The organism is Kribbella pratensis (assembly GCF_004366075.1).
In the GTDB taxonomy this organism is placed as follows: domain Bacteria; phylum Actinomycetota; class Actinomycetes; order Propionibacteriales; family Kribbellaceae; genus Kribbella; species Kribbella pratensis.
Map to the genome: position 1 here is coordinate 539,071 of NZ_SODU01000005.1, position 20,759 is coordinate 559,829.

The following is a 20,759-nucleotide window of genomic DNA, read 5'->3' on the forward strand; positions in this document are numbered from 1 at the left end:
TAATCGAGGTAGCTCAGTCGCCGTTGGTGGTGCTGTGGTTGCTGCCGGTCGACGGAGTGGTCTTGTTGACCTGGAGCAGGAACTCGATGTTCGACTTGCTCTCCTTGAGCTTGCCGATCAGCAGTTCCAGCGCGGCCTGCCCGTCGAGCGCGGACAGCACCCGGCGCAGCTTCCAGACCACCTGGGTCTCGTCCTTGGACATCAGCAGCTCCTCGCGGCGGGTGCCGGAGGCGACCACGTCGATGGCCGGGAAGATCCGCCGGTCGGCGAACTCGCGGCGCAGCCGCAGCTCCATGTTGCCGGTGCCCTTGAACTCCTCGAAGATCACCTCGTCCATCTTCGAGCCGGTCTCGATCAGCGCGGTGGCGAGGATGGTCAGCGAGCCGCCGTCCTCGATGTTGCGGGCCGCGCCGAAGAACCGCTTCGGCGGGTACAGCGCGGACGAGTCCACACCACCGGACAGGATCCGGCCGCTGGCCGGTGCCGCGATGTTGTACGCGCGGCCGAGCCGGGTGATCGAGTCCAGCAGGACGACGACGTCGTGGCCGAGCTCCACCAGCCGCTTCGCGCGCTCGATCGCCAGCTCCGCGACCGTGGTGTGGTCGTCGGCCGGGCGGTCGAAGGTCGAGGCGATGACCTCACCCTTGACCGTGCGCTGCATGTCGGTGACCTCTTCGGGCCGCTCGTCCACCAGCACGACCATCAGGTGTACTTCGGGGTTGTTCGTGGTGATCGCGTTCGCGAGCGCCTGCAGCACCATCGTCTTACCGGCCTTCGGCGGCGAGACGATCAGGCCGCGCTGGCCCTTGCCGATCGGGCTGACGATGTCGACGATCCGCGTGGTCAGCACGCCCGGCTCGGTCTCCAGGCGGAGCCGCTCGGTCGCGTACAGCGGAGTGAGCTTGTTGAAGTCCTGCCGCTGCTTGGCGATCTCCGGGTCGGCGCCGTTCACGGTGTCGATCCGGACCAGCGGGTTGAACTTCTCCTTGCGCTCGCCCTCCTGCGGCTGCTTCACCGCACCGGTGATCGCGTCACCCTTGCGCAGGCCGTAGCGCTTGACCATCGAGAGCGCGACGTACACGTCGTTCGGGCCCGGCAGGTAGCCGCTGGTCCGGACGAAGGCGTAGTTGTCGAGTACGTCGAGGATGCCGGCGGCCGGGACGAGTACGTCGTCCTCGCTGATCGTCGGCTCGGTGTCGTACCGCTCGCCGCGGCCGCGGGTGCGGCTGGAGTCGCGACCGCTGTCGCGGCCACCGTCACGGCCGGCGGGCTGGCCGTCGCGGTTGCGTTCCCGGTCGCGACCCCGGCGGCGCCGGCGACGGCCCTCGCCTTCCTCGCCCCGGTCGTCCTGCCGGTCCTGCCGGTCCTGACGGTCCTGACGGTTCCGCTGGTTGTCACCGCGGTTGTCCCGGTTGCCGTCGCGGCTCCCGTCACGGTTGCCATCACGGTTGCTGTCACGCTGGCCGTCCCGGTTGCCGTCGCGCTGGCCGTCCCGGTTGGTGTCCCGGTTCTGCTCGCGGTTCTGCTCGCGGTTCTGCTCGCGGGTCTGGCCGGCGTCGCGGTTGCGGTCGCGGCTCTGGCTGCCGTCGCGGCTGTCCCGGTTCGTGTCCCGGTTGGTGTCCCGGTTCTGCTCGCGGGCGTTGTCGCGGTTCCGCTCGCGGGTGCGGCCCTGGCTCTCACCACGGTCGTCGGCGCCCTCCTCGGTGCGGGTCTCCACCCGCTCGACGGCACCACTCTGGGCATCACTCGAGGCACCGTTCGGGGCAGCCGTCTCCGGCTTGGCGACCTTCGCGGCCGGCGCTTCGACGGCGACCTCGGGGGCAGCACCGTTCAGCGTGGCGCCGGTGGTCGCGTCGTTCTGCGGGTCCTGCGGCGTGTCCTTCTGGGCGGCGGCGCGGGTCCGGCGGCTGCCGCCCTCGCGCTTCGCGGGCGCCGCGGTCCTCGCCTCCGGCGCCTCGGCGGCCTCGTCGAGCGTCGGCTGCGTCGAGCGCGCCTTCGCCTTCGAGCCGCTGGTAGAGCCGCCCGCGGAAGAACCGGCGGACCCGCCGGTCTGGGCGGCCTTGATCGCCTCGATCAGCTGGCCCTTGCGCAGTGCGCCGGTGCCCTTGATGCCGAGCGTCCCGGCGAGCTGCTTGAGCTCGGGGAGCAGCATGCCCTCGAGGCCGCCTCCGGCTTTCCGGCGACGCGTCGCGGTGGTCACCGCGGCGTCAGCTCCACCGGAGGCTTCAACAGTTTCTGTCACGTGAGGTCCTTCCCACACGGATCGTCGATGTCCGACACGGCTCATCGACCAATTCATTCACCCACGGCCGCACAACGGGCACGTGGTGTACAAGAGTCTCTCGTTCGATCTGAGTCCCCCCGGACATCTCCGACGCAGGCGGCGCAAGGTCACATCCACAGGAGGGTCGCCACACAACACAGGGTGCCGGGAGCACAGCCCGGATCGTGACGAGAGCACGCCGATCACCTGGAGGGGATCGGGTGAGTCGAGACTAGCACCACAACAGGTCCTTCTGCCGACTCGGCAGGTACAACGCGTGTCAGCGGCCCGGCATTCCCGGATCAGCCGGCTTCCATCGACCAGACCTGTACGCCGACTGGATCGATCTCCAGCTCGTACTTCGTCCAGCCGTCCGGTGCATCCGGCGTACCACGGAAAAACAGGTCCTGACCTGGGCTCTTCCCGTCCTGATCGCCGAGTACGGCGACCGTCGGACCGGCACCGCTGACGATCGCCGCGAGTCCACTGCCCCGCAGTTTGTGCACCAGCGCGAGGCTCTCCGGCATCGCCGGCTCGCGGTACTCCTGATGCAGCCGGTCCTCGGTCGCGGTCAGCAGCAATTCGGGCCGCCCGGTCAGCGCCGCGACCAGAAGCGCGGCCTTCCCCGCATTGGCCGCCGCATCACTGTGGGGAACAACGCTCGGCAGCAGTCCGCGCGCCTCCTTGGTCAGCACGCGATTGTCCGGTACGTAAGCAACTACCGCCGTTGAGGCCGCCGGTTCCAGACGAACCGCTCGGCCACGCTCTTCAAATGACGCTGTGCCTTCCGTCCAAGCGATTGTGAAGCCGCCGAAGGCGGCTGCTGCAACGTTGTCCGGATGTCCTTCGATCTCGTTCGCCAGTACGACGAGACGTTCGCGATCGACCGGTTCGCCGGCCAGCGCGTACGCCGCCGCGAGCCCGCCGACGATCGCGGCCGACGACGACCCGAGACCGCGTCCGTGCGGGATCCGGTTCTCGCACCGCAAGGTGAATCCGGGCACCGAGGCACCCAGCGCGTCGAGCCCGGCCCGGATCGACCGCACCACCAGATGTGTCTCGTCCAGCGGTACTTCGCCTTCGCCGCACCCGGTCACCTCGACGGTCACTCCGGACCCGCACGGGGTGACGACAAGGTCGTCGTACAAGGTCAGCGCGAGGCCGAACGCGTCGAAGCCGGGACCGAGGTTCGCGCTGGTAGCAGGCACCCGAACCCGCACCTGATCACACGACCGCCGCCCGCCGTCCGCCTCCATGCTCTTGTCACCCATGGGATCAGGCGAGGCCGGCGATGCGGGCAACGGCGTCGGTGTCCGCCGGTGTGACGGGAGGTTCTTCGAAGGTCGCGTGGCCGAGCGCGGTGTCGATGTCCTTCAGGCCGTGGCCGGTGACGGTGATCACGACCGTCGACCCGCCCGGCAACCAGCCCTGTGCCTTGGCGTGCAACAGCCCGGCGACGCCGGCCGCCGAACCCGGCTCCACGAAGACACCTTCGCGGGACGCGAGTTCACGCTGCGCGGTCAAGATCTGCTCGTCGGTGACCATTTCGATCCGGCCGCCGGACTCGTCCCGCGCGGCCTCGGCCAATGTCCACGACGCCGGGTTCCCGACCCGGATCGCGGTCGCGGCGGTCTCCGGCTTCTCCACGATCGAGCCACGCACGATCGGCGCCGCCCCCTCGGCCTGGAAACCCCACATCTTCGGCGTCCGGGTGGCGAGCTTGTCCTTGGCGTACTCCTGGTAGCCCTTCCAGTAGGCCGCGATGTTGCCCGCGTTGCCGACCGGCAGCAGGTGCAGGTCCGGAGCGTCGCCGAGCGCGTCGCAGACCTCGAAGGACGCGGTCTTCTGCCCTTCCAGGCGGACCGGGTTGACAGAGTTCACCAGGGCGACCGGGTAGTTCTTGCCCAGCTCGCGGACGATCCGCAGGCAGTCGTCGAACCCGCCGTCGATCTGCACCAGCTTCGCGCCGTGCACGACCGCCTGGGCCAGCTTGCCCTTCGCGATCCGGCCGGCCGGAATCACCACCAGCGGCAGCATCCCGGCGCGAACGGCGTACGCCGCGGCCGACGCCGAGGTGTTGCCCGTGGAGGCGCAGACGACCGCCTTGTCACCGGCCTGCGCGGCCAGCGAGATCGCCACCGTCATCCCGCGGTCCTTGAACGAGCCGGTCGGGTTGTTGCCCTCGACCTTGAGCCAGACCTCGCAGCCGGACTGCTCGCTGAGCCACTGCGCGGCCACCAGCGGCGTTCCGCCCTCGCCGAGCGTGACGACCGGGGTGTCTGCCGACACCGGCAACCGGTCACGATATTCCTCGATCACGCCACGCCACTGGTGAACCATTGTGGTTACTCGCCTTCTACCCGCATCACACTGCTGACTTCACGGACGATGTCCATGTCCCGCAAGGACTCCACGGTCGCGGACAACGCGGCGTCGGTCGCGGTGTGGGTGACCACCACCAATTGCGCGTCACTGCCCCGGCCCTCCTGGCGGACGGTCTGGATGGACACGTCGTGCTCGGAGAAGGCATGGGCCACCGCCGCGAGCACACCGGCCTTGTCGGCCACGTCCAGCGACACGTGATAGCGGGTCATCGCGTCGCCCATCGGCCGTACGGCCCGCTGGGTGTACGACGACTCGCCGACCCCCGGCACACCCTTGAGCCGGTTGCGCGCGGCGGACACCAGATCCCCGAGGACTGCACTGGCCGTCGGGGCGCCGCCGGCACCACGACCATAGAACATCAGCCGTCCAGCCGCCTTACTCTCCACGAAAACGGCGTTGTACGCGTCCCGGACACTGGCCAGCGGGTGCGTGACCGGGATCATCGCCGGGTACACCCGGGCGCTCACCGAGTCGGTCGCCTCGTCCAGCTCGCAGATCGCCAGCGACTTCACCACACAGCCCATCTCGCGGGCCGACGCGATGTCGGTCGCGGTCACCTCGGTGATGCCCTCGCGGTGCACGTCGGCGATCGAGACCCGGGTGTGGAACGCCAGGCTGGCCAGCAGCGCGGCCTTCGCGGCGGCGTCGAAACCCTCGATGTCCGCGGTCGGATCCGCCTCGGCGTACCCGAGCGCCTGGGCCTCCTCGAGCGCCTCGTCGAAACCGGCGCCGGTGCTGTCCATCTTGTCGAGGATGAAGTTCGTGGTGCCGTTGACGATCCCCATCACCCGGGTCACGTCGTCACCGGCGAGCGACTCGCGCAGCGGCCGCAGGATCGGGATCGCGCCGGCGACGGCGGCCTCGAAGTACAGGTCGCGCTGGTACTTCTCCGCGGCGGCGAACAGCGTCGGGCCGTCCTCGGCGAGCAGCGCCTTGTTCGCCGTGACGACCGAGGCGCCGTGCTCGAGCGCGGTCAGGATCAGGCTGCGGGCGGGTTCGAGACCGCCGATCACCTCGATCACCAGGTCCAGGTCGCCGCGGGACACCAGGGCCTGGGCATCGGTGGTGATGAGGTCCGGGTCGACGGCGATGTCACGGGCGCGGCCGGGACGCCGTACGGCGATGCCCGCGATCTCCAGCGGGGCGCCGACGCGGGCCGCGAGATGGTCCGCCTGCTCGGTCAGGATCCGCACCACTTCGGTGCCGACCACTCCGCAACCGAGCAGGCCTACCTTGAGAGGTTTCTCGTCGTTCACGGTGTCGTTCATTCGGCGGCCCCCATGTCGAGTGCAAGCAGGTCGTCTTCGGTCTCACGGCGTACGACGACGCGCATGTGGCCGTCCTTGACCGCGATCACCGGTGGCCGCGGTACGTGGTTGTAGTTGCTCGCCATCGACCGGCAGTACGCGCCGGTGCCGGGCACGGCGATCAGGTCGCCCGGCCGGACGTCGGAGGGCAGGAACTCGTCCTTCACGACGATGTCGCCGGACTCACAGTGCTTGCCGACCACACGAGCCAACGTCGGCGGCGTGTCGGAGTACCGGCCGGCGAGCGTGCAGGAGTAGTCGGCGTCGTACAGCGCGGTGCGGATGTTGTCGCTCATCCCGCCGTCCACGGACACGTACGTCCGGGCGGCGCCGGCGTCCAGCTCGACCTCCTTGACCGTGCCGACCGAGTAGACCGTGCACATCGCCGGTCCGACGATCGCGCGGCCGGGCTCGATCGACACCTTCGGCATCTCGACGTCGAACGCACGGCACTCGTGCTCGACGATCTTGCCCATCTCGGTGGCCAGCTGCGCCGGGTCGGACGGGTCGTCCTGCGTGGTGTACGCGATCCCGAAGCCGCCGCCCAGGTCGAGCTCCGGCATGTCGACGCCGAGCTCGTCGGAAACCCTTGCGTGCAAGGCGATCACGCGCTTCGCAGCCACCTCGAACCCGGACGAGTCGAAGATCTGCGAGCCGATGTGCGAGTGCAGGCCGAGCAGCTCCAGCTCGGGGGACTCGTTGACCCGGGCAACGGCTTCGAAGGCGGCGCCGGAGGTGATCGAGAACCCGAACTTCTGGTCCTCATGCGCGGTCGCGATGTACTCGTGGGTGTGCGCCTCGACGCCCGCGGTGACCCGGATCATCACCGGGGCGACCACGTTGCGTTCGGCGGCGAGCTCGATCAGCCGGGTGATCTCGTACTGCGAGTCGACGATGATCCGCCCGACGCCGGCGTCCAGTGCGCGGGCCAGCTCGGACTCGGACTTGTTGTTGCCGTGGAACCCCAACCGCTTGGGATCGGCGCCGGCCCGGAGTGCGACCGCCAGCTCTCCCCCGCTGCAGATGTCGAGGTTCAGGCCCTCTTCCATCACCCAGCGGACGACCGTCGTACACAGGAACGCCTTGCCGGCGTAGTAGACGTCGAAGTCCTTGAACGCGTGCTTGAACGCGCGGGCCCGGGAACGGAAGTCGTCCTCGTCCAGCACGTACGCCGGACTGCCGTGCTCGGCGACCAGGTCCCGGACGTCGACGCCGCCGACCTCGAGGGCGCCTTCACCGTTCTTCTTGGCCGTGTACGACCAGAGCGCCGTGACCAGGTCGTTGGGATCACGCGGCGCGCGCAGCCACTGCGGCGCCCGGTGGCCGATGTCGGCGTGCAGCGCGCCCGCCTCGTGCGCTCTCACATCCGCTCCGGTGCGGAGACGCCGAGCAGGTCGAGCCCGTTGGCGAGCACGGTCCGGGTCGCGGAGACCAGGGTGAGACGAGCCTTGTGCACCGGCTCCACCTCCTCGTCGCCGCGCGGCAGCACGCGGCAGCTGTCGTAGAACTTGTGGAAAGCGGACGCGGTGTCCTCGAGGTACCGCGCGACGCGGTGCGGCTCGCGGAGCTCCGCGGCAGTCGCGACGACCCGCGGGAACTCGGCCAGCGCGCGGAGCAGGTCGCCCTCACGCTCGTGGCTGAGCAGGCCGGGATCGAACTCGTCGAGCTTGATGCCGAGCTCGTCGGCGTTCCGGACGATCGAGGCCAGGCGGGCGTGCGCGTACTGCACGTAGTACACCGGGTTCTCGCTGGCCTGCCGGGTCATCTCCTCGATGTCCAGGGTCAGCGGCGAGTCGGTCGGGTAGCGGCACAGCGTGTAGCGCAGCGCGTCGACGCCGCCCTCCTCGACCAGCTCGGCGAGCGTGACGATGGTGCCGGCCCGCTTGGACAGCTTCATCTCCTCGCCACCCTTGAGGATCTTCACCAGCTGGCCGATCAGGACCTCGATGTTGTGCTCGGGATCGTCGCCGGCGCAGGCCGCGATCGCCTTCAGCCGGTTCACATACCCGTGGTGGTCGGCGCCGAGCATGTAGATGCACGTCTCGAAACCACGCTCACGCTTGTTCACGTAGTACGCCGCGTCGGAGGCGAAGTACGTCGGCTCGCCGTTCGACCGGATCAGGACGCGGTCCTTGTCGTCGGTGAAGTCCGTGGTCCGCATCCACAGCGCGTCGTCCGCCTCGTACAGATGCCCCTGGTCGCGGAGCTTCTGGATCGCGTGCGGTACGCCGTCCTGCTCGTGCAGACTGCGCTCGGAGAACCAGACGTCGAACTTGGTCCGGAAATGCTCGAGCTGGTCCTGCTGCTCCTTGAGCTGCCGCTCGTACCCCGCCTCGCGGAACGCGATCACCTGCTCGTCCTCGGGCAGCGTCAGGATGTCCGGGACCTCGTCGGCGATCCGCTTCGCCAGGTCGAGGATGTACTCGCCGTGGTACCCGTCCTCCGGGATCTTGTGCCCGTGCGCGGCGGCCTGCAGGCTGGCGCCGAACTTGTCCATCTGGTTGCCGCGGTCGTTGATGTAGAACTCGCGGCTGACGCTCGCACCCGCGGCGGCCAGCACCCGGGCCAGCGCGTCACCGACGGCTGCCCAGCGGGTGTGGCCGAGGTGCAGCGGGCCGGTCGGGTTCGCCGAGATGAACTCGAGGTTGATCGCCCGCCCCTGCAGGCTGTCACTGGTGCCGTACTTCGGGCCCGCGTCGAGGATCGCCTGCGCGACCTTGCCCTGGGCGTCGGCCGCGACCCGGAGGTTGATGAAACCGGGGCCGGCGATCTCCACGGCGGTGATGGCCTCGTCGCCCTGCAGCTCGGCGGCGAGCAGCTCGGCGAACGCGCGCGGGTTCATCCCTGCCCGCTTGCCCAGTTGCATGGCGACGTTCGTCGCGTAGTCCCCGTGCTCGGGGTTCTTGGGTCGCTCGACCTTCAGCTCGCGCGGCAGCCCGCCCTCGACGGTGATGGTGCCGTCGGCGGCGAGCGCGGCCAGGGCCTGCAGGATCTTCTCAGCGAGCTGTTCCGGAGTCACCGCCTCAGCCTAATGGCCGCACCCCCAAACCCTTGACTCACCATCCACAGCCCGGTACGCAGTCAGTGCTGAGCACTCACCGTGACCCGGGCGTTGCGGAGCAATGGGGTGTCCCACGGGGCCGGTTTGCCGTCGACGGTGACCTTCAGGTCCGCGCAGGCATCGGCGAGGCAGCCGGCGTCGTACCGGACTCCCCAGAGGGTGAAGAACTGAGCGAGCGTCGGTTTCTCGTCGGCCGTCTTCGCCTCGACCCAGACCACGCCGTCGGTGGTGTGGGTGTGGACGGCGGCCTGCTCGGCGCGACGCTTGTCGACGCCGATCCCGGCCGGGACCTGCACCGGTTTGCCGTCGACCGTGACCGCGATGTTCACCGTGTACGGCGAGGGGCCGGAGAAATCGAGCGGGAGGCGTTCGAACCCGGCCTTGTCGATATAGGAGACCGCGTCGCGGGGAGCGTCCCACGGCGGTGCGCCGGTCCGGAGGTCGGCGGCCGCCGGCGGTGCGGGTCCGACCTGACAACCATCCACGACGCTGCTCGCGAGGAGCAGCGCCGCCGCCGTACCGACCGCCCGGCGCCACCTGCCTGCTCTCATGGAAAGTCAGGTTGCCAGGTGCGTCGTGACGGTCGGCTGGCGGGGGTCAGTCCTCTGACGGCAGGATGATCCAGAGCGCGATGTAGATCAGGAACTGCGGGCCGGGCAGGAGGCAGCTGATCACGAAGATCAGGCGCATCGTGTTGGAGGAGATACCGAACCGGCGAGCCAGACCGGCGCAGACACCGCCGATCCAGCGATCGTGTGACGGGCGGACCAGTGAGCTTGCCATGATGAGTACCGTTTCCTTTCCACCGTTGGGCTTACCTCCACTATGACGGTGCCCACGGCGGATCTGATCCCCCTCGAGCGGTGTTCCAGGGTCCGCTCAGGGCTCCCCCGTACGACGATCGACGGGGCTCGCACCGCACCGGCCCCCAATTCGGGATTTCACCGAACTTCCTGCTACTGTTCTGCACGTTCCTGAGCCCCCGTAGCTCAGGGGATAGAGCACCGCCCTCCGGAGGCGGGTGCGCAGGTTCGAATCCTGCCGGGGGCGCGACCGATCTGGCCGATCTCTGTGCGCAGAAAGCGCGCACATTGATCGGTCTTTGTGATTTCTGGGGGTGCGACCCTCAGCCCCCGCCCGGCGGGGCTTCGCCCCCCGGCCCCCCTTGGGATGTGGTGGGGCCGGGATGTGGTGCCCGAGGGAGTTAGGGGGTTCTGTCTTCGCCGGGGGTGGTGTTGAAGGCTCTTTGGTAGTCGCGGGTGAAGTGGCTGGGGCTGGCGTAGCCGAGTTCGTGGGCGATGGTGGCGACGGGGGTTGACCGGGTTCTCAGGTGGATGCGGGCCTCTTGGAGGCGCAGCTGCTTCTGGAACTGGATCGGGGTCATCGACGTCGCGGCGCGGAAGTGGCGGTGGAAGGTCGACGGGCTCATGCCGGCCAGGTCGGCCAGGTCGGCGATGCGGAGCTGCCGGCTCGAGTTGCGGCGGATCCAGCGGATCGCCTCGGCGATGTGAGCCAGCATGCCGTCGGCGAGGCCGATCTGACGAAGCAGGGCGCCTTGCTCGCCGGTGAGCAGCCGCCAAAGGATCTCCCGGCGGATGCCCGGCGCCAGCACGCGGACGTCGTCGGGGCGGTCCGCGATCCGCAGCAGCCGTACGACGGGATCCAGCAACTCGTCGCTCGCATCGCTCACCACCAGGCCGCCGTACTGCGCCGGACGGGCCGGTGTCTCCAGCAGCAGCGGCGCGATCTCGGCCGGCTCGAGCCGCAGGCTGACGACCGTGAACGGCTCGTCGCGGCTCGCCTTCGCCGCCTGGCCGATCACCGGCAGATCCAGTGACGCGACCAGGTACTGCCCGGCGCCGTACTCGTACGGGACCCCGTTCAGCAGGGTCCGTTTGAGGCCCGAGGCAACGATCGCCACCGACGGTTCCGCGACGCCGGCCTCCGGCTCGGTCGGGGCGTCGCGCCGGCTGATCCGGACACCCGGCAGCAGCTGCCGGGCGTGCTCCTGGTGGCGACCCGCGTCGTACCGGCAGATGAGGGCCCGCAGTTCGTCGAGCAGATCCACGTCTCCAGATTGACAGGATCGGGCAAGCCCGCGCCAGGATCGCGCTCACGCTGCCGCCGCGACGGCTGGTCTGATCGAGAGCAGATATCCACCAGCAGGAACGGAGTACGGCAGTGAAACGACGCATTCTCGGCGCGACCGGCCTGTCCGTCAGCGAGTTCGCACTCGGCGCGATGATGTTCGGCGCCATGGGCAACCCCGACCACGAGGACGCCGTACGCATCATCGGCAACGCCCTGGACGCGGGCATCAACCTGATCGACACCGCCGACGTCTACTCCGGCGGCGAGTCCGAGGAGATCGTCGGTACGGCGATCAGGAACCGGCGCGACGAGGTGATCCTGGCGACCAAGTTCGGCATGCCGATGGGCGCGGACCCGAACCAGCGCGGGGCCTCCCGGCGCTGGATCGTGCGGTCCGTCGAGAACAGCCTGCAGCGGCTCGGCACCGACCACCTCGACCTGTACCAGCTGCACCGCCCCGACCACGACACCGATCAGGACGAGACCTTGTCCGCGTTGTCGGATCTCGTCCAGGCCGGAAAGATCCTGGCCTTCGGCTCCTCGATGTTCCCGGCGGAGACGATCGTCGAGGCGCAGTGGGCCGCCGAGCGCCGCGGCACGCACCGCTACCTGATCGAGCAGTGCATGTACTCGATCTTCACCCGGCGACCGGAGGCATCGGTCTTCCCGGTCACGCAGCGGCACGGGCTGGGAGTGCTCACGTTCAGCCCGTTGAACGGAGGCTGGCTCTCAGGACGCACAGACCTGGCAGCGAGCCACCGGGCGACGATCCGGCCGTCCAGCTACGACCCCTCGAGTCCGACCAGTCAGGCGAAGGCGGAAGCAGCGGCAAAGCTCGCCGCCCTCGCAGCCGAGGCCGGTATGACGTTGCCGCACCTGGCGACCGCGTTCGTCCGCGCGCATCCGGCGGTGACGTCGGTGATCATCGGCCCTCGTACCCAGGAGCAGCTCGACAGCCTGTTGTCCGGCGCCGAGATCGAGCTGTCCGCGGACCTGCTCGACCGGATCGACGAGATCGTGCCGCCGGGCACGGAACTGGACGCGGCGGACAACTACGCGACCACTCCCCCGGCGATCGAGCACGCTCACCTGCGCCGGCGCCTCACCTGATGCCTGCCGCGGCAGTAGTCCAGATCGCCTGCACGGACTGGGATCAGCTGTCGGGTAGCGAGAACATCGACAGGACTACGCGGTCCTTGCCTGGGGACTCGGCCAGGTAGGGGGCGATCAGCTCCTCGAAGGCTGACCGGAACGCGGTCATGTCGTCCGGGCTGAGGTAGAGGGCCAGTTGTGAGTAGCCCAGCTGGTGGAGCCGCGGGTACAGGTCACCGCTCTCGACGACACGATCGAAGTCGGCGGCCAGGCGGGTCAGCATCATCAGGAACGCCTGCCGGTGCTGGTCCGGTGTCATCGCCCGCGCCTCGCGCTCGTCGATCCGGCCGACCTTCGTCTGGTCGAGACCGAGTGTGCGCTCCGTGGTGCCGCGGATCTTCCGCTCGCGCACCACCGTCAGGTAGCCGGCGTCGATCAGCGCGGCGACGTGCCGGTAGAGCGTCGTGGCGGGGACGTCGGGCAGGTCGCGTTTCAGGTCCGTGGTGGTGACCTCACGGCCTAGCACCCGCTGCACGATGCGCCAGCGGATCGGGTGCAGCAGAACGTCCAGCACCGGGGTCGGCGACTCCTCCATCGGCTCTCCATCAGGGATCTTTCAGGGTATCCATTGATACCAACTCTGGTAATAATAGCGGAATCGGAAGCATTCCTACTCGCCCGAGGAGACGTGACGTGTCGCTCACCCGTCGTACCGTGCTCAAGTCCGCGGCCGCTGCCGTACCGGTTGCTGCGTTGACCACGTTGACCACACTGCCCTCATCGGCCACCACCAGCAGGGAACCGGCCGCGATCGGCCGGCTGGCCGAGAAGATCGAGGCCGGGATGGCGAAGTACGCGATCCCCGGAGCCGGTCTCGGCGTCTGGTACCGCGGCCGGGAGTACGTCCGCGGCTTCGGGGTCACCAGCGTGGACACCGGCGAACCGGTCTCCGGCGACACCGTGTTCCGGATCGGCTCGACCTCCAAGACGTTCACCGCGACCGCGATCATGCGGCTCGTCGAACGCGGCCGGATCAGCCTGGACCGACCGGTCCGCGCGTACCTGCCGGACTTCGCGACGCAGGACGCCTCGGTCGCGGCGCGAGTCACGGTCCGGCAGTTGCTGAACCACACGGCCGGCTGGCAGGGCGACTACTTCGAGGACACCGGCCAGGGCGACGAGGCGCTCGCGCAGTACGTCGCCGGTATGACGAAGGTCCCGCAGCTCACGCCGCTCGGGAAGGTGTTCTCGTACAACAACGCGGCGATCGGTGTGGCCGGGCGGATCATCGAGGTGGTGACCGGTAAGCCGTACGAGACCGCCGCCCGCGAGTTGGTCGTGGATCCGCTCGGACTCGCGCACAGCCGGTTCTTCCGCAGTGAGCTCGACGGCTTCAGCGTCGCCGCGTCGCACAACATCGTCGACGGAAAGCCGGTCGTCGAGCCGTCGTTCGACGCGATGCCGCGGGCGCTGCACTCGGTCGGCGGCCTGATCTCGAGCGCACGGGACCAGCTCCGGTACGCGCGGTACCACCTGGGACACCGAGACCTCCCCCAACTGCTCAGCGACCGCAGCAGGCTCGCTATGCAGTCGCACCCGGGTCCGGGCGGCACGCTGTTCGTCGAGCTGAACGGCGTAGGAGTCACCTGGATGCTGCGTCCGACCGCCCAGGGCCCGACGGTGGTGCAGCACGGCGGGGACTGGTCAGGTCAGCACTCCGGCTTCCTGTTCGTACCGCAGCGGGACTTCGCGATCACGTTGCTCACCAACTCCGAGAGCGGTCCATCTCTGGTGGCAGAGCTGTTCGCGGACGACTGGGCACTGCAGGAGCTCGCCGGCGTCACCAACCTGCCCGCCGTACCGCGGCAGCTGCCGCCGAGCCGGCTGGCCGCCTACGAAGGCACCTACGTCTCCCAGCAGATCGGTTTCGACGGCAAGCCGGAGGAGCTCGACCTCGACCTCACCGCCGACAGCGGCGAACTGGTCGCCGGCGTGGGCGGACAGGCTCTGTTCCGATTCGCCTTCTATCGCAAGGATTACGTTCTCGCGCAGAACCCGGACGGCACGCCGACGCACGTCCGCGCCAACTTCGTCCGCGGCACCGACGGACAGGTCGAATGGCTCCGGTACGGCGGCCGCCTGTTCCGCCGTCAACCAGCCACCAAGAAGACACTCCGTCCGGCCAAGCTCCGCCACCCCGCCACGGTCTGGTAATTCGCCCGACCCGGATCGAGACTGAATCCGGGGGTGGGTTCGGATGGACGTAATGGGGGCCGTGTCGCGGGACGCCGTCATCGTGATCCCGGGAATCATGGGGAGTTCGCTGGTCGATGTCGAGTCGGGAGACGTCCTGTGGGGCCTCGACGACGCGAGTTGGTGGGTCAGCGCGTGGACGACGGGAAGAGCGCTCAAACGTTTGGCTGTCACGGATGATGAACGGGCCGGCCGGACCGGCCGCGTCCGTGCCGGCGGGCTGTTGCGCTTCCCGGCGTTCGCACCGGTGCTGAAAGGCTTCGAGCCGTACACGAAGTTGCTGACGGGGATCGGACCCGTGCTCGCACATCCGGATGCGTTGTGCGAGTTTCCCTACGACTGGCGGCTGTCCGTGGAACACAACGCGCACGAACTCGAGCGACTGGTCGACCGGCACCTGTCCCAGTGGCAGGCGCATCCGTCGGGCAGCGCCGACGCGAAGGTCGTCCTGGTCGCGCACTCGATGGGCGGCCTGATCGCCCGGTACTACCTGCACGTGCTCGGCGGTGCGTCCGACGTCCGTACGACGGTCACGCTCGGCACGCCGTACTACGGCTCCGTGAAGTCGGCGTACATCCTGAGCTCGGGAGACGGCCTGCCGATTCCCCGCAGGCGGCTCCGCGCACTGGTCCGGCACATGCCCGGGCTGTACGACCTGCTGCCTTTCTACCGATGTGTCGACGAGGGTGCGACTGCCCGCCGGCTCGAGCCGAATGACATCGCGAGTCTTGATGGAGACCGGGAACTTGCCGACGAATCCCTTCTGCGGCACGACAAACTGATGGAAGGGGACGCCGGCAGTCTGCGGCTGCTCATCGGCGTCGAACAGCCGACGATGCAGAGTATGTCGGTGCGCGACGGCGTACTGACGCCCCTCATGCACACCTGCATCACCGACCCGGCCGGAGTGATCAGGGAGCGGCTGGATCTGCGCGGAGACGGCACGGTGTTCCGCCGGTCGGCCGCCGGATTCGGCCTGTCCCCCGGCACGCTCCCGCAGTCCCACGGCGCCGTTGCCGCGACCGAGGAAGCCATCTCCCACGTGCGCGACGTCCTGACCAACGACATCGCCGGTCCCCCACTCGGCCCCGGGGAGATCGGGATCGACGTACCCGATGTCGTCTCCGTGGCCGAGCCGCTGACGATCACAGTGACCGGTGCGGACGCGACCGGTACGACGTGCCGGGTCGTCGACGTCTTCAGCCGTTGGCAGGTCGCCGTGCCGCCGTTGCAGCGTCGCGACGGGGCGCTGACCGCATCGGTCGTTCTCGGGGAGCCGGGCGTCTACCGGGTCGAGGTGAAGGGCGGCGGCGCATCCGCCGTCACCGAGCAGGTACTTGCGGTCCCACCAGAAGAGGCGGGCCAATGAGCGAGCCGGCTTTCGCCATCTATCCCATCCCGATCGCTGCCTACAGCACCGAGGTACGGCGGCCGTTCGCGTCGATCCCCGCCGAGGACGACGCCAAGGCGATCGCTGACCTGCTCACGCCGTACGGCGGGGTCGTACACCACTGGACCGACTCCCAGCCGAACGCCGAGTGGGTGAAGCAGGAACTGGGCGCTTGGGCCGGGCGTGACGGGCCGCGGAGTTCGGTCCTCCTCTGGGTGGGCCATGGCGAGTCGGACACGGAGGATGCCTGGCTGGCGTCGTACAACAGCACGCAGCACATGAAGGGCTCCGGCCACCACGCGGAGGAACTGGCGACCCACCTGGCGGACGAATGGGCCGGCCGCAGCGATGACCCCGGGGCATGGGCGCTGGTCGTCATCGAGGCCTGCGGCGCGGAGCGGTTCGTCCAACTGCTCGCGGCGAAGATCCTGTCCACGACGAATCCGGCGAAACGCTTCGCGCTGCTCGGTGGCGGCGGCACCGGATCAGGCTTCCTCAAGGCGGTGCCGAAGGCGCTGGAACTGGCGTTGAAGTCCTTCACGGCCAACGACGAGGTGATCCGGGTGGCCGACCTGGTCGGCCGGACGGAAGGCTTTCTGGCGTTCGGCTTCGCGATCCCGATCGGGCTCGGCCCGGCCCGGCCGCTCGTCCCGCCACCGCGGCCGCTCCTCGCCGGCGTCACCGCCACCCAGGACGTGTATCTCGAGCTGGAGGCATTCCTTGCCGGTCTGCCGACGGATCAGCGCAAGTTCTTCGTGCCCAAGGCGCAGGGGGCAGAGCTCGGTGAGCCGACCTGGTACTTCGAGGGACGCGGCCGCGAGCAACGGCAAATTTCCGAGTGGCTGCGCACAACTGGTTCCGGGCTGCTCGCCGTCACCGGGCCGGCCGGCTCGGGCAAGTCCGCCGTCCTGGGCAACCTCGTCGTACACAGCAACCCGTCACTGCGCGAGTTGCTGATCCGCGCCAGTCAGGTCAAGCAGCTGGCCGCACCGGAGCAGCCGCCGGACGACGTCTTCGATGCCACGGTCCTGCTCACCGGTCTGACGACCACCGAGATGGTCAACCGGCTGAACGCCGATCTCCGGGGGGAGCAGGATGCCTCCACCACGCTCGACGGCCTACTGACAGCGGTCGAGGGCCGCACGGTCATGGTCGATGCGCTGGACGAGGCCCAGGACCCGCTCGCGGCAGCCGCTGTACTGCGGCAGTTGTCCGAGGTCCCCGGCTGCCGGATCGTCGTCGGCACCCGCCGTTCGACCAGCGAAGGCCCTGACCTGTTGGAGCCGGTGGACACGAACCTGCTCGACCATCTCCAGCCGGCGGGCACCGTGACGGTCGACCTCGATGCCGACGCGGTGACGAGGTACGTCGAGCATCGGTTGAACTCGCTGCCGATCGACACGGGCACCGCGGCCGCGGCCGCGCGCAGCGTCGGCGCGCACAAGAGGCACTTCCTCCATGCCAGGCTGGCTGTGCACGAGATCCTCGCCCGGCCCGAGTTGCTGACCGCTGAGGCGCGGCCCGAGCTCGCAGACCTGTTGGCGCAGGACCATCGTGGTTTGTTCGCGACCGCGGTAGAGCGGCTGACAGTTGCCGACCGCAGCTTCCGTCCGTTGCTGGAAGCCCTTGCCCATGCCCGCGGCCGGGGTCTGCCCCGGGCCGACGGCATCTGGGCCACAGCCGCTGGAGCGTTCACGCCAAGCCCGCCCGGCGAGGCCGATCTCGACAACCTGCTGGTTGCGGCGGCGCCGTACGTCATGCTCGACGGGGAGCACGGTCAAAGCACGTACCGGCTGGCCCACCAGACGTTCGTGGAGCACTTCCACGCGCAACCGTCGTACGCCGCCGGCCACCGGCGGATCGCGCGAGCGCTGGCCGGGCGGCAGCGGTCGGCGACGGACGGTTGGGCGGACGCGAACTTCTACCCGGTTCGCTACCTCGCCGAGCATCTGGTGGTTGACGCGGACCGGATCGCACCGGCTTCCGAGGCGGTCGTCGACCTGGTGACCGATGCCGGCTGGCTGACCCGCGCGGTCGGCCTGCTGGGCGTCGACCAGACCGACGCGGTCATCACCGCGGCCAAGGCCGTGATCGAACAGAACGCGTCGCGCGACGACGCGACGGTGACCAGGTTCCAGACCGTTGACGTGATGGAACGGGCCCTCCGCCGGAGCCGGACCGCTCTCACTCGCGACCCCACCCAGCTCGCGGGTCAGTTGCACGCCCGGCTGAAGGAGTTCCCCGGCCCCTCGATGACCGGGCTGGGCGATGCGGTCGGCCGACTCGCGACCGTGCCTTGGCTGCGGATGGTCGAGGGCAGCCTCGACTGGAGAGCAGATCTCGAGTCGACCTACAGCACTACCGGCAAGGTCCGTGGTCTCGGCTTCGGCCACGTCGACGACCGGCCCGTGGTCGCGATCGCGGTCGACACCCGGATCGAGTTGTGGGATCCGCGGACCGGCGTACCGGATGTCATGTCGATGATCGCGCTCGAGCACCGCGCGACCGCCGTGGCGATGTCCGTCATCGATGGTCGCCCGGTCGTGGTCACCTCGGCCGGGTACGACCGGATCCTCGAGGTATGGGACGCCCGCACCAAGGAACGCATCGCCGCGGCGGACGTCGGCCTCGGTCACGCCATCGGGGTCGGCCGGGTCGACGGGCGGCTGGTCATCGCCGGTGTCGACATCGACCGCACGCCGAGGATGGTCGACGCCGTGACCTTGCAGCCGTTCGACGTTCCACCGGCGCTCGAGGCCCTCGACGTTCGTGGCTTCGGGATCGAGGACGACGGCGCGCTGGTGCTGCTGGCCGTGCAGGACGAGCCGGTCCCGGACCGCGCCCATCGCATTCTGCTGATCAATCCCGCCGATAGCCGCGAGGTCTGGCGGACCGCTCCGATCCAGTTCGACGGCGGCAGTCTGCTGGACGTCATGGCCGGGGCCCGGATCGGCGCGCCGTTCGTGGTCGTCGCGGGGATCGGGAACCACCTGCATTGGTTCACCGAACGGCACGCGCACGTCGAGGAGTCGCCGTACGACGAGCGTGCTCGGGCCATCGCGATCGGCGTGGTCGGCGGACATCCGATCGTCGCTGCGGCGCCCGACTACGACGACACTGCCCTGGTGCAGTTGCAGCAATTCAGGTTCAGCACGGGCCGCACCAGTGCGAACCTCTCGCGGCTCCGCAACGACACCGCCGAGCAGTGGCGCTACGACCGGTTCGTGCCGACAGCTGTCCCCGAGGAACTCGGCAAACAGCCGCGGCGACACGAGTCCCGCGGTCGGCCGCTGGACCTGGATCGGCCGGAGGGCTGGCCGCAGTCGGTCGCGGCGACCGGTGAGGTGGACGGCGTGCCGGTGATCGCGACGGGATCGGTCGAGGGCGCCGTCTGGGTCTGGGACCGGCGGACCCTGTCTCCCGACCATCGGGAAGGCGAGCGTCCGCGCGCGATCGCGGGGCCGTTCGTCGAGCTGCCGTCGTACGTTCTCGAGCAGGGCTGGAACCTGCTGTACGCCAAGCCGAACCTGGAGCAGGCCACCTCTGTGGCCTTGGGCAACCTTCCCGGGTACGGCGGGGTCGTCGCCGTGGCCTGCGGCGGGCGGGCTCGGGTGTACACGATCACGGACGGGAAGCGGATCGAGAGTCCGGCGGACCGCGCGTCAGCGGTCCAGTGTGTGGCAGTCGGATCGCTCAACACGCGGACCGTGCTGGTCACCGGGTCGACCGGCGGCAACGTCGCGGTCTGGGATCCGGCAGCGGGCACCCGGGTCGCCGGGCTGTACGTCGACGACCCGATCACGCAGCTGGCCGTCGATTCCGGCCGGATCCTGCTCCGGACCGCCACCCACGGCGACTACGCCCTCGAACTCAAGGAGCCGTGACCATCCAGAGGTGTCCGTCGGGGTCGGTGAACGTGGTCATGTAGGCCCACAGCCTCTGAGCCGGTGCCGTCACCTGTACCGCCCCGGCCGCGACGGCCTTGGCAGCCGCTGCGTCGACAGCCTCTTGACTATCGACCTCCATGGTGAGGACGCACTCGCTCTGGCCATAGGGCGCGGCCGGCTGATCACCCAGTACCCAGCCGAAGCCTTCGGTCGGGATCAGCATCATCCTGACGTCGTCGGCCAGCTGGAACTGCAGCGGTTCGGGGATGCCGTCCTCGTCCGGTTCTCCGACCGGTGTCAGGCCCAGCGCCTCCTGGTAGAAGGCGTACGAGCGCGGCCGGTCCTCGATCGGGAGGCAGATGATCATCGGGTCACTCCAGTGGTGAAGCGGTCGGCGTCGCGACCGGAGAGGTGGTTGGGTGGGAGGCTACGGCCGCTGAGGACCAGCAGCAGGTCCTGTGCCGTGCCGGCGAGCGGAACGCCGGCGCCGTAGGTCCAGTTGAGGTCGGTGGCCTGCAGTTGGACATCGGTCAGGTCGACACCGAAGTACTTGATCTGGCGTGGTTTCATCGCGTCGAAGATGATGCGCAGCCGCTCGGACGGCACCTGACGATCGATGCCCAGTGCAACGGTCACGTCGAGACCGTGCACCACGTCGTGCGACAACGCACCCGCATAGCCGCCACCAGGCGGTTTCCACGGGTGGTTGATGTTCTGGCGCAGACACTCGACCAGCTGCGCCGGCGTCAGGTCCGCCGCATCCTGCCGGGCCTGCCGGTCGGCGTACCGGTTGAAGTTGCCGCCGGACCGGACCATCCCGGCCAGGAACCGCGGCATCGAGATCCGGTACGGCATGGTGATGTGCGCGACCAACTCGCGCACCCGCCAGCCGGCACACAGCGTCGGCTCGTCCCAGGCTTCTGGTTGCAGCCCGGCCAGCACCCCCGCCAGCTCGGACCGCTCGTGCGCTACAGCACTCCTGATATCCGTCATACCCCACCGACGAACGACTCAGGCGCGCACAGACACC

General features: G+C 69.1%; 16 protein-coding genes and 1 tRNA gene. 5 read left to right on the top strand and 12 right to left on the bottom strand.

The genetic code is table 11. The features are described from left to right. Positions 1–13: 13 nt before the first annotated feature. From rho to EV137_RS39205, 8 genes are all read right to left on the bottom strand, one after another. Positions 14–2,242 (bottom strand): transcription termination factor Rho, encoded by a 2,229-nt coding sequence (gene rho / locus EV137_RS39170; RefSeq protein ID WP_134133182.1) that lies wholly within the window; start codon positions 2,240–2,242, stop codon positions 14–16. Positions 2,243–2,565: 323 nt separating this feature from the next. Continuing rightward, positions 2,566–3,534: a homoserine kinase gene (gene thrB / locus EV137_RS39175; protein WP_238175858.1), complete on the bottom strand. Its 969-nt coding sequence runs from the start codon at positions 3,532–3,534 to the stop codon at positions 2,566–2,568. 4 nt (positions 3,535–3,538) lie between these two features. Then, positions 3,539–4,603, bottom strand: coding sequence for a threonine synthase (gene thrC, locus EV137_RS39180; protein ID WP_134010618.1), 1,065 nt, complete (start codon positions 4,601–4,603; stop codon positions 3,539–3,541). A 5-nt stretch (positions 4,604–4,608) separates the two neighbouring features. Further along, positions 4,609–5,916: a homoserine dehydrogenase gene (locus tag EV137_RS39185; protein WP_134010616.1), complete on the bottom strand. Its 1,308-nt coding sequence runs from the start codon at positions 5,914–5,916 to the stop codon at positions 4,609–4,611. Then, positions 5,913–7,319, bottom strand: coding sequence for a diaminopimelate decarboxylase (gene lysA, locus EV137_RS39190; protein WP_134133183.1), 1,407 nt, complete (start codon positions 7,317–7,319; stop codon positions 5,913–5,915). Before lysA ends, EV137_RS39185 begins: the two co-directional genes overlap by 4 nt. Beyond that, positions 7,316–8,974: an arginine--tRNA ligase gene (argS, locus tag EV137_RS39195; protein ID WP_134010611.1), complete on the bottom strand. Its 1,659-nt coding sequence runs from the start codon at positions 8,972–8,974 to the stop codon at positions 7,316–7,318. The genes lysA and argS overlap by 4 nt, the downstream gene beginning before the upstream one ends. Positions 8,975–9,036: 62 nt before the next feature. After that, positions 9,037–9,567: a hypothetical protein gene (locus EV137_RS39200; protein ID WP_134133184.1), complete on the bottom strand. Its 531-nt coding sequence runs from the start codon at positions 9,565–9,567 to the stop codon at positions 9,037–9,039. 46 nt (positions 9,568–9,613) lie between these two features. Next, complete coding sequence (locus tag EV137_RS39205; protein ID WP_134010607.1) at positions 9,614–9,799, bottom strand: PspC domain-containing protein; 186 nt, start codon at positions 9,797–9,799, stop codon at positions 9,614–9,616. A 195-nt stretch (positions 9,800–9,994) separates the two neighbouring features. Here EV137_RS39205 and EV137_RS39210 point away from each other — a divergent pair. After that, a tRNA-Arg gene (locus tag EV137_RS39210) sits at positions 9,995–10,066 on the top strand. Between the two features lie 154 nt (positions 10,067–10,220). On the opposite strand, the gene EV137_RS39215 is transcribed toward EV137_RS39210, so the two are convergent. Next, positions 10,221–11,084: an AraC family transcriptional regulator gene (locus tag EV137_RS39215; RefSeq protein WP_202871343.1), complete on the bottom strand. Its 864-nt coding sequence runs from the start codon at positions 11,082–11,084 to the stop codon at positions 10,221–10,223. Between the two features lie 113 nt (positions 11,085–11,197). Here EV137_RS39215 and EV137_RS39220 point away from each other — a divergent pair, with 113 nt between their 5' ends. Further along, a complete protein-coding gene (locus EV137_RS39220) occupies positions 11,198–12,217 on the top strand; it encodes an aldo/keto reductase (RefSeq protein WP_134133186.1) in 1,020 nt (339 codons plus the stop codon). A 43-nt stretch (positions 12,218–12,260) separates the two neighbouring features. On the opposite strand, the gene EV137_RS39225 is transcribed toward EV137_RS39220, so the two are convergent. Continuing rightward, positions 12,261–12,794 (bottom strand): helix-turn-helix domain-containing protein, encoded by a 534-nt coding sequence (locus EV137_RS39225; RefSeq protein ID WP_134133187.1) that lies wholly within the window; start codon positions 12,792–12,794, stop codon positions 12,261–12,263. A gap of 98 nt (positions 12,795–12,892) precedes the next feature. Between EV137_RS39225 and EV137_RS39230 the strand changes: the two genes are divergently transcribed. The 3 genes from EV137_RS39230 to EV137_RS39240 are packed head-to-tail and all read left to right on the top strand — an operon-like array spanning position 12,893 to position 19,726. Further along, complete coding sequence (locus tag EV137_RS39230) at positions 12,893–14,413, top strand: serine hydrolase domain-containing protein (RefSeq protein WP_134133188.1); 1,521 nt, start codon at positions 12,893–12,895, stop codon at positions 14,411–14,413. A gap of 43 nt (positions 14,414–14,456) precedes the next feature. After that, positions 14,457–15,821 (top strand): esterase/lipase family protein, encoded by a 1,365-nt coding sequence (locus tag EV137_RS39235; protein ID WP_134133189.1) that lies wholly within the window; start codon positions 14,457–14,459, stop codon positions 15,819–15,821. Then, positions 15,818–19,726, top strand: a complete 3,909-nt coding sequence (locus EV137_RS39240) for a WD40 repeat domain-containing protein (RefSeq protein ID WP_134133191.1) — start codon at positions 15,818–15,820, stop codon at positions 19,724–19,726. Before EV137_RS39235 ends, EV137_RS39240 begins: the two co-directional genes overlap by 4 nt. On the opposite strand, the gene EV137_RS39245 is transcribed toward EV137_RS39240, so the two are convergent. Both EV137_RS39245 and EV137_RS39250 read right to left on the bottom strand, forming a co-directional pair. Beyond that, positions 19,713–20,096, bottom strand: a complete 384-nt coding sequence (locus tag EV137_RS39245; protein WP_134010595.1) for a VOC family protein — start codon at positions 20,094–20,096, stop codon at positions 19,713–19,715. The two genes, EV137_RS39240 and EV137_RS39245, sit on opposite strands and share 14 nt — an antisense overlap. Beyond that, on the bottom strand, positions 20,093–20,722 hold the full coding sequence (locus tag EV137_RS39250) for a maleylpyruvate isomerase family mycothiol-dependent enzyme (protein WP_134010593.1): 630 nt from the start codon (positions 20,720–20,722) through the stop codon (positions 20,093–20,095). Before EV137_RS39250 ends, EV137_RS39245 begins: the two co-directional genes overlap by 4 nt. Positions 20,723–20,759: the final 37 nt, after the last annotated feature.

Bases quoted from the DNA above. Each gene is read 5' to 3' on its own strand.
- EV137_RS39245 (WP_134010595.1), bottom strand. From the start codon at position 20,096: ATGATCATCTGCCTCCCGATCGAGGACCGGCCGCGCTCGTACGCCTTC.
- EV137_RS39235 (WP_134133189.1), top strand. From the start codon at position 14,457: ATGGACGTAATGGGGGCCGTGTCGCGGGACGCCGTCATCGTGATCCCG.
- EV137_RS39200 (WP_134133184.1), bottom strand. From the start codon at position 9,567: ATGAGAGCAGGCAGGTGGCGCCGGGCGGTCGGTACGGCGGCGGCGCTG.
- EV137_RS39225 (WP_134133187.1), bottom strand. From the start codon at position 12,794: ATGGAGGAGTCGCCGACCCCGGTGCTGGACGTTCTGCTGCACCCGATC.
- EV137_RS39240 (WP_134133191.1), top strand. From the start codon at position 15,818: ATGAGCGAGCCGGCTTTCGCCATCTATCCCATCCCGATCGCTGCCTAC.
- thrB (WP_238175858.1), bottom strand. From the start codon at position 3,534: ATGGGTGACAAGAGCATGGAGGCGGACGGCGGGCGGCGGTCGTGTGAT.
- thrC (WP_134010618.1), bottom strand. From the start codon at position 4,603: ATGGTTCACCAGTGGCGTGGCGTGATCGAGGAATATCGTGACCGGTTG.
- EV137_RS39205 (WP_134010607.1), bottom strand. From the start codon at position 9,799: ATGGCAAGCTCACTGGTCCGCCCGTCACACGATCGCTGGATCGGCGGT.
- EV137_RS39185 (WP_134010616.1), bottom strand. From the start codon at position 5,916: ATGAACGACACCGTGAACGACGAGAAACCTCTCAAGGTAGGCCTGCTC.
- EV137_RS39250 (WP_134010593.1), bottom strand. From the start codon at position 20,722: ATGACGGATATCAGGAGTGCTGTAGCGCACGAGCGGTCCGAGCTGGCG.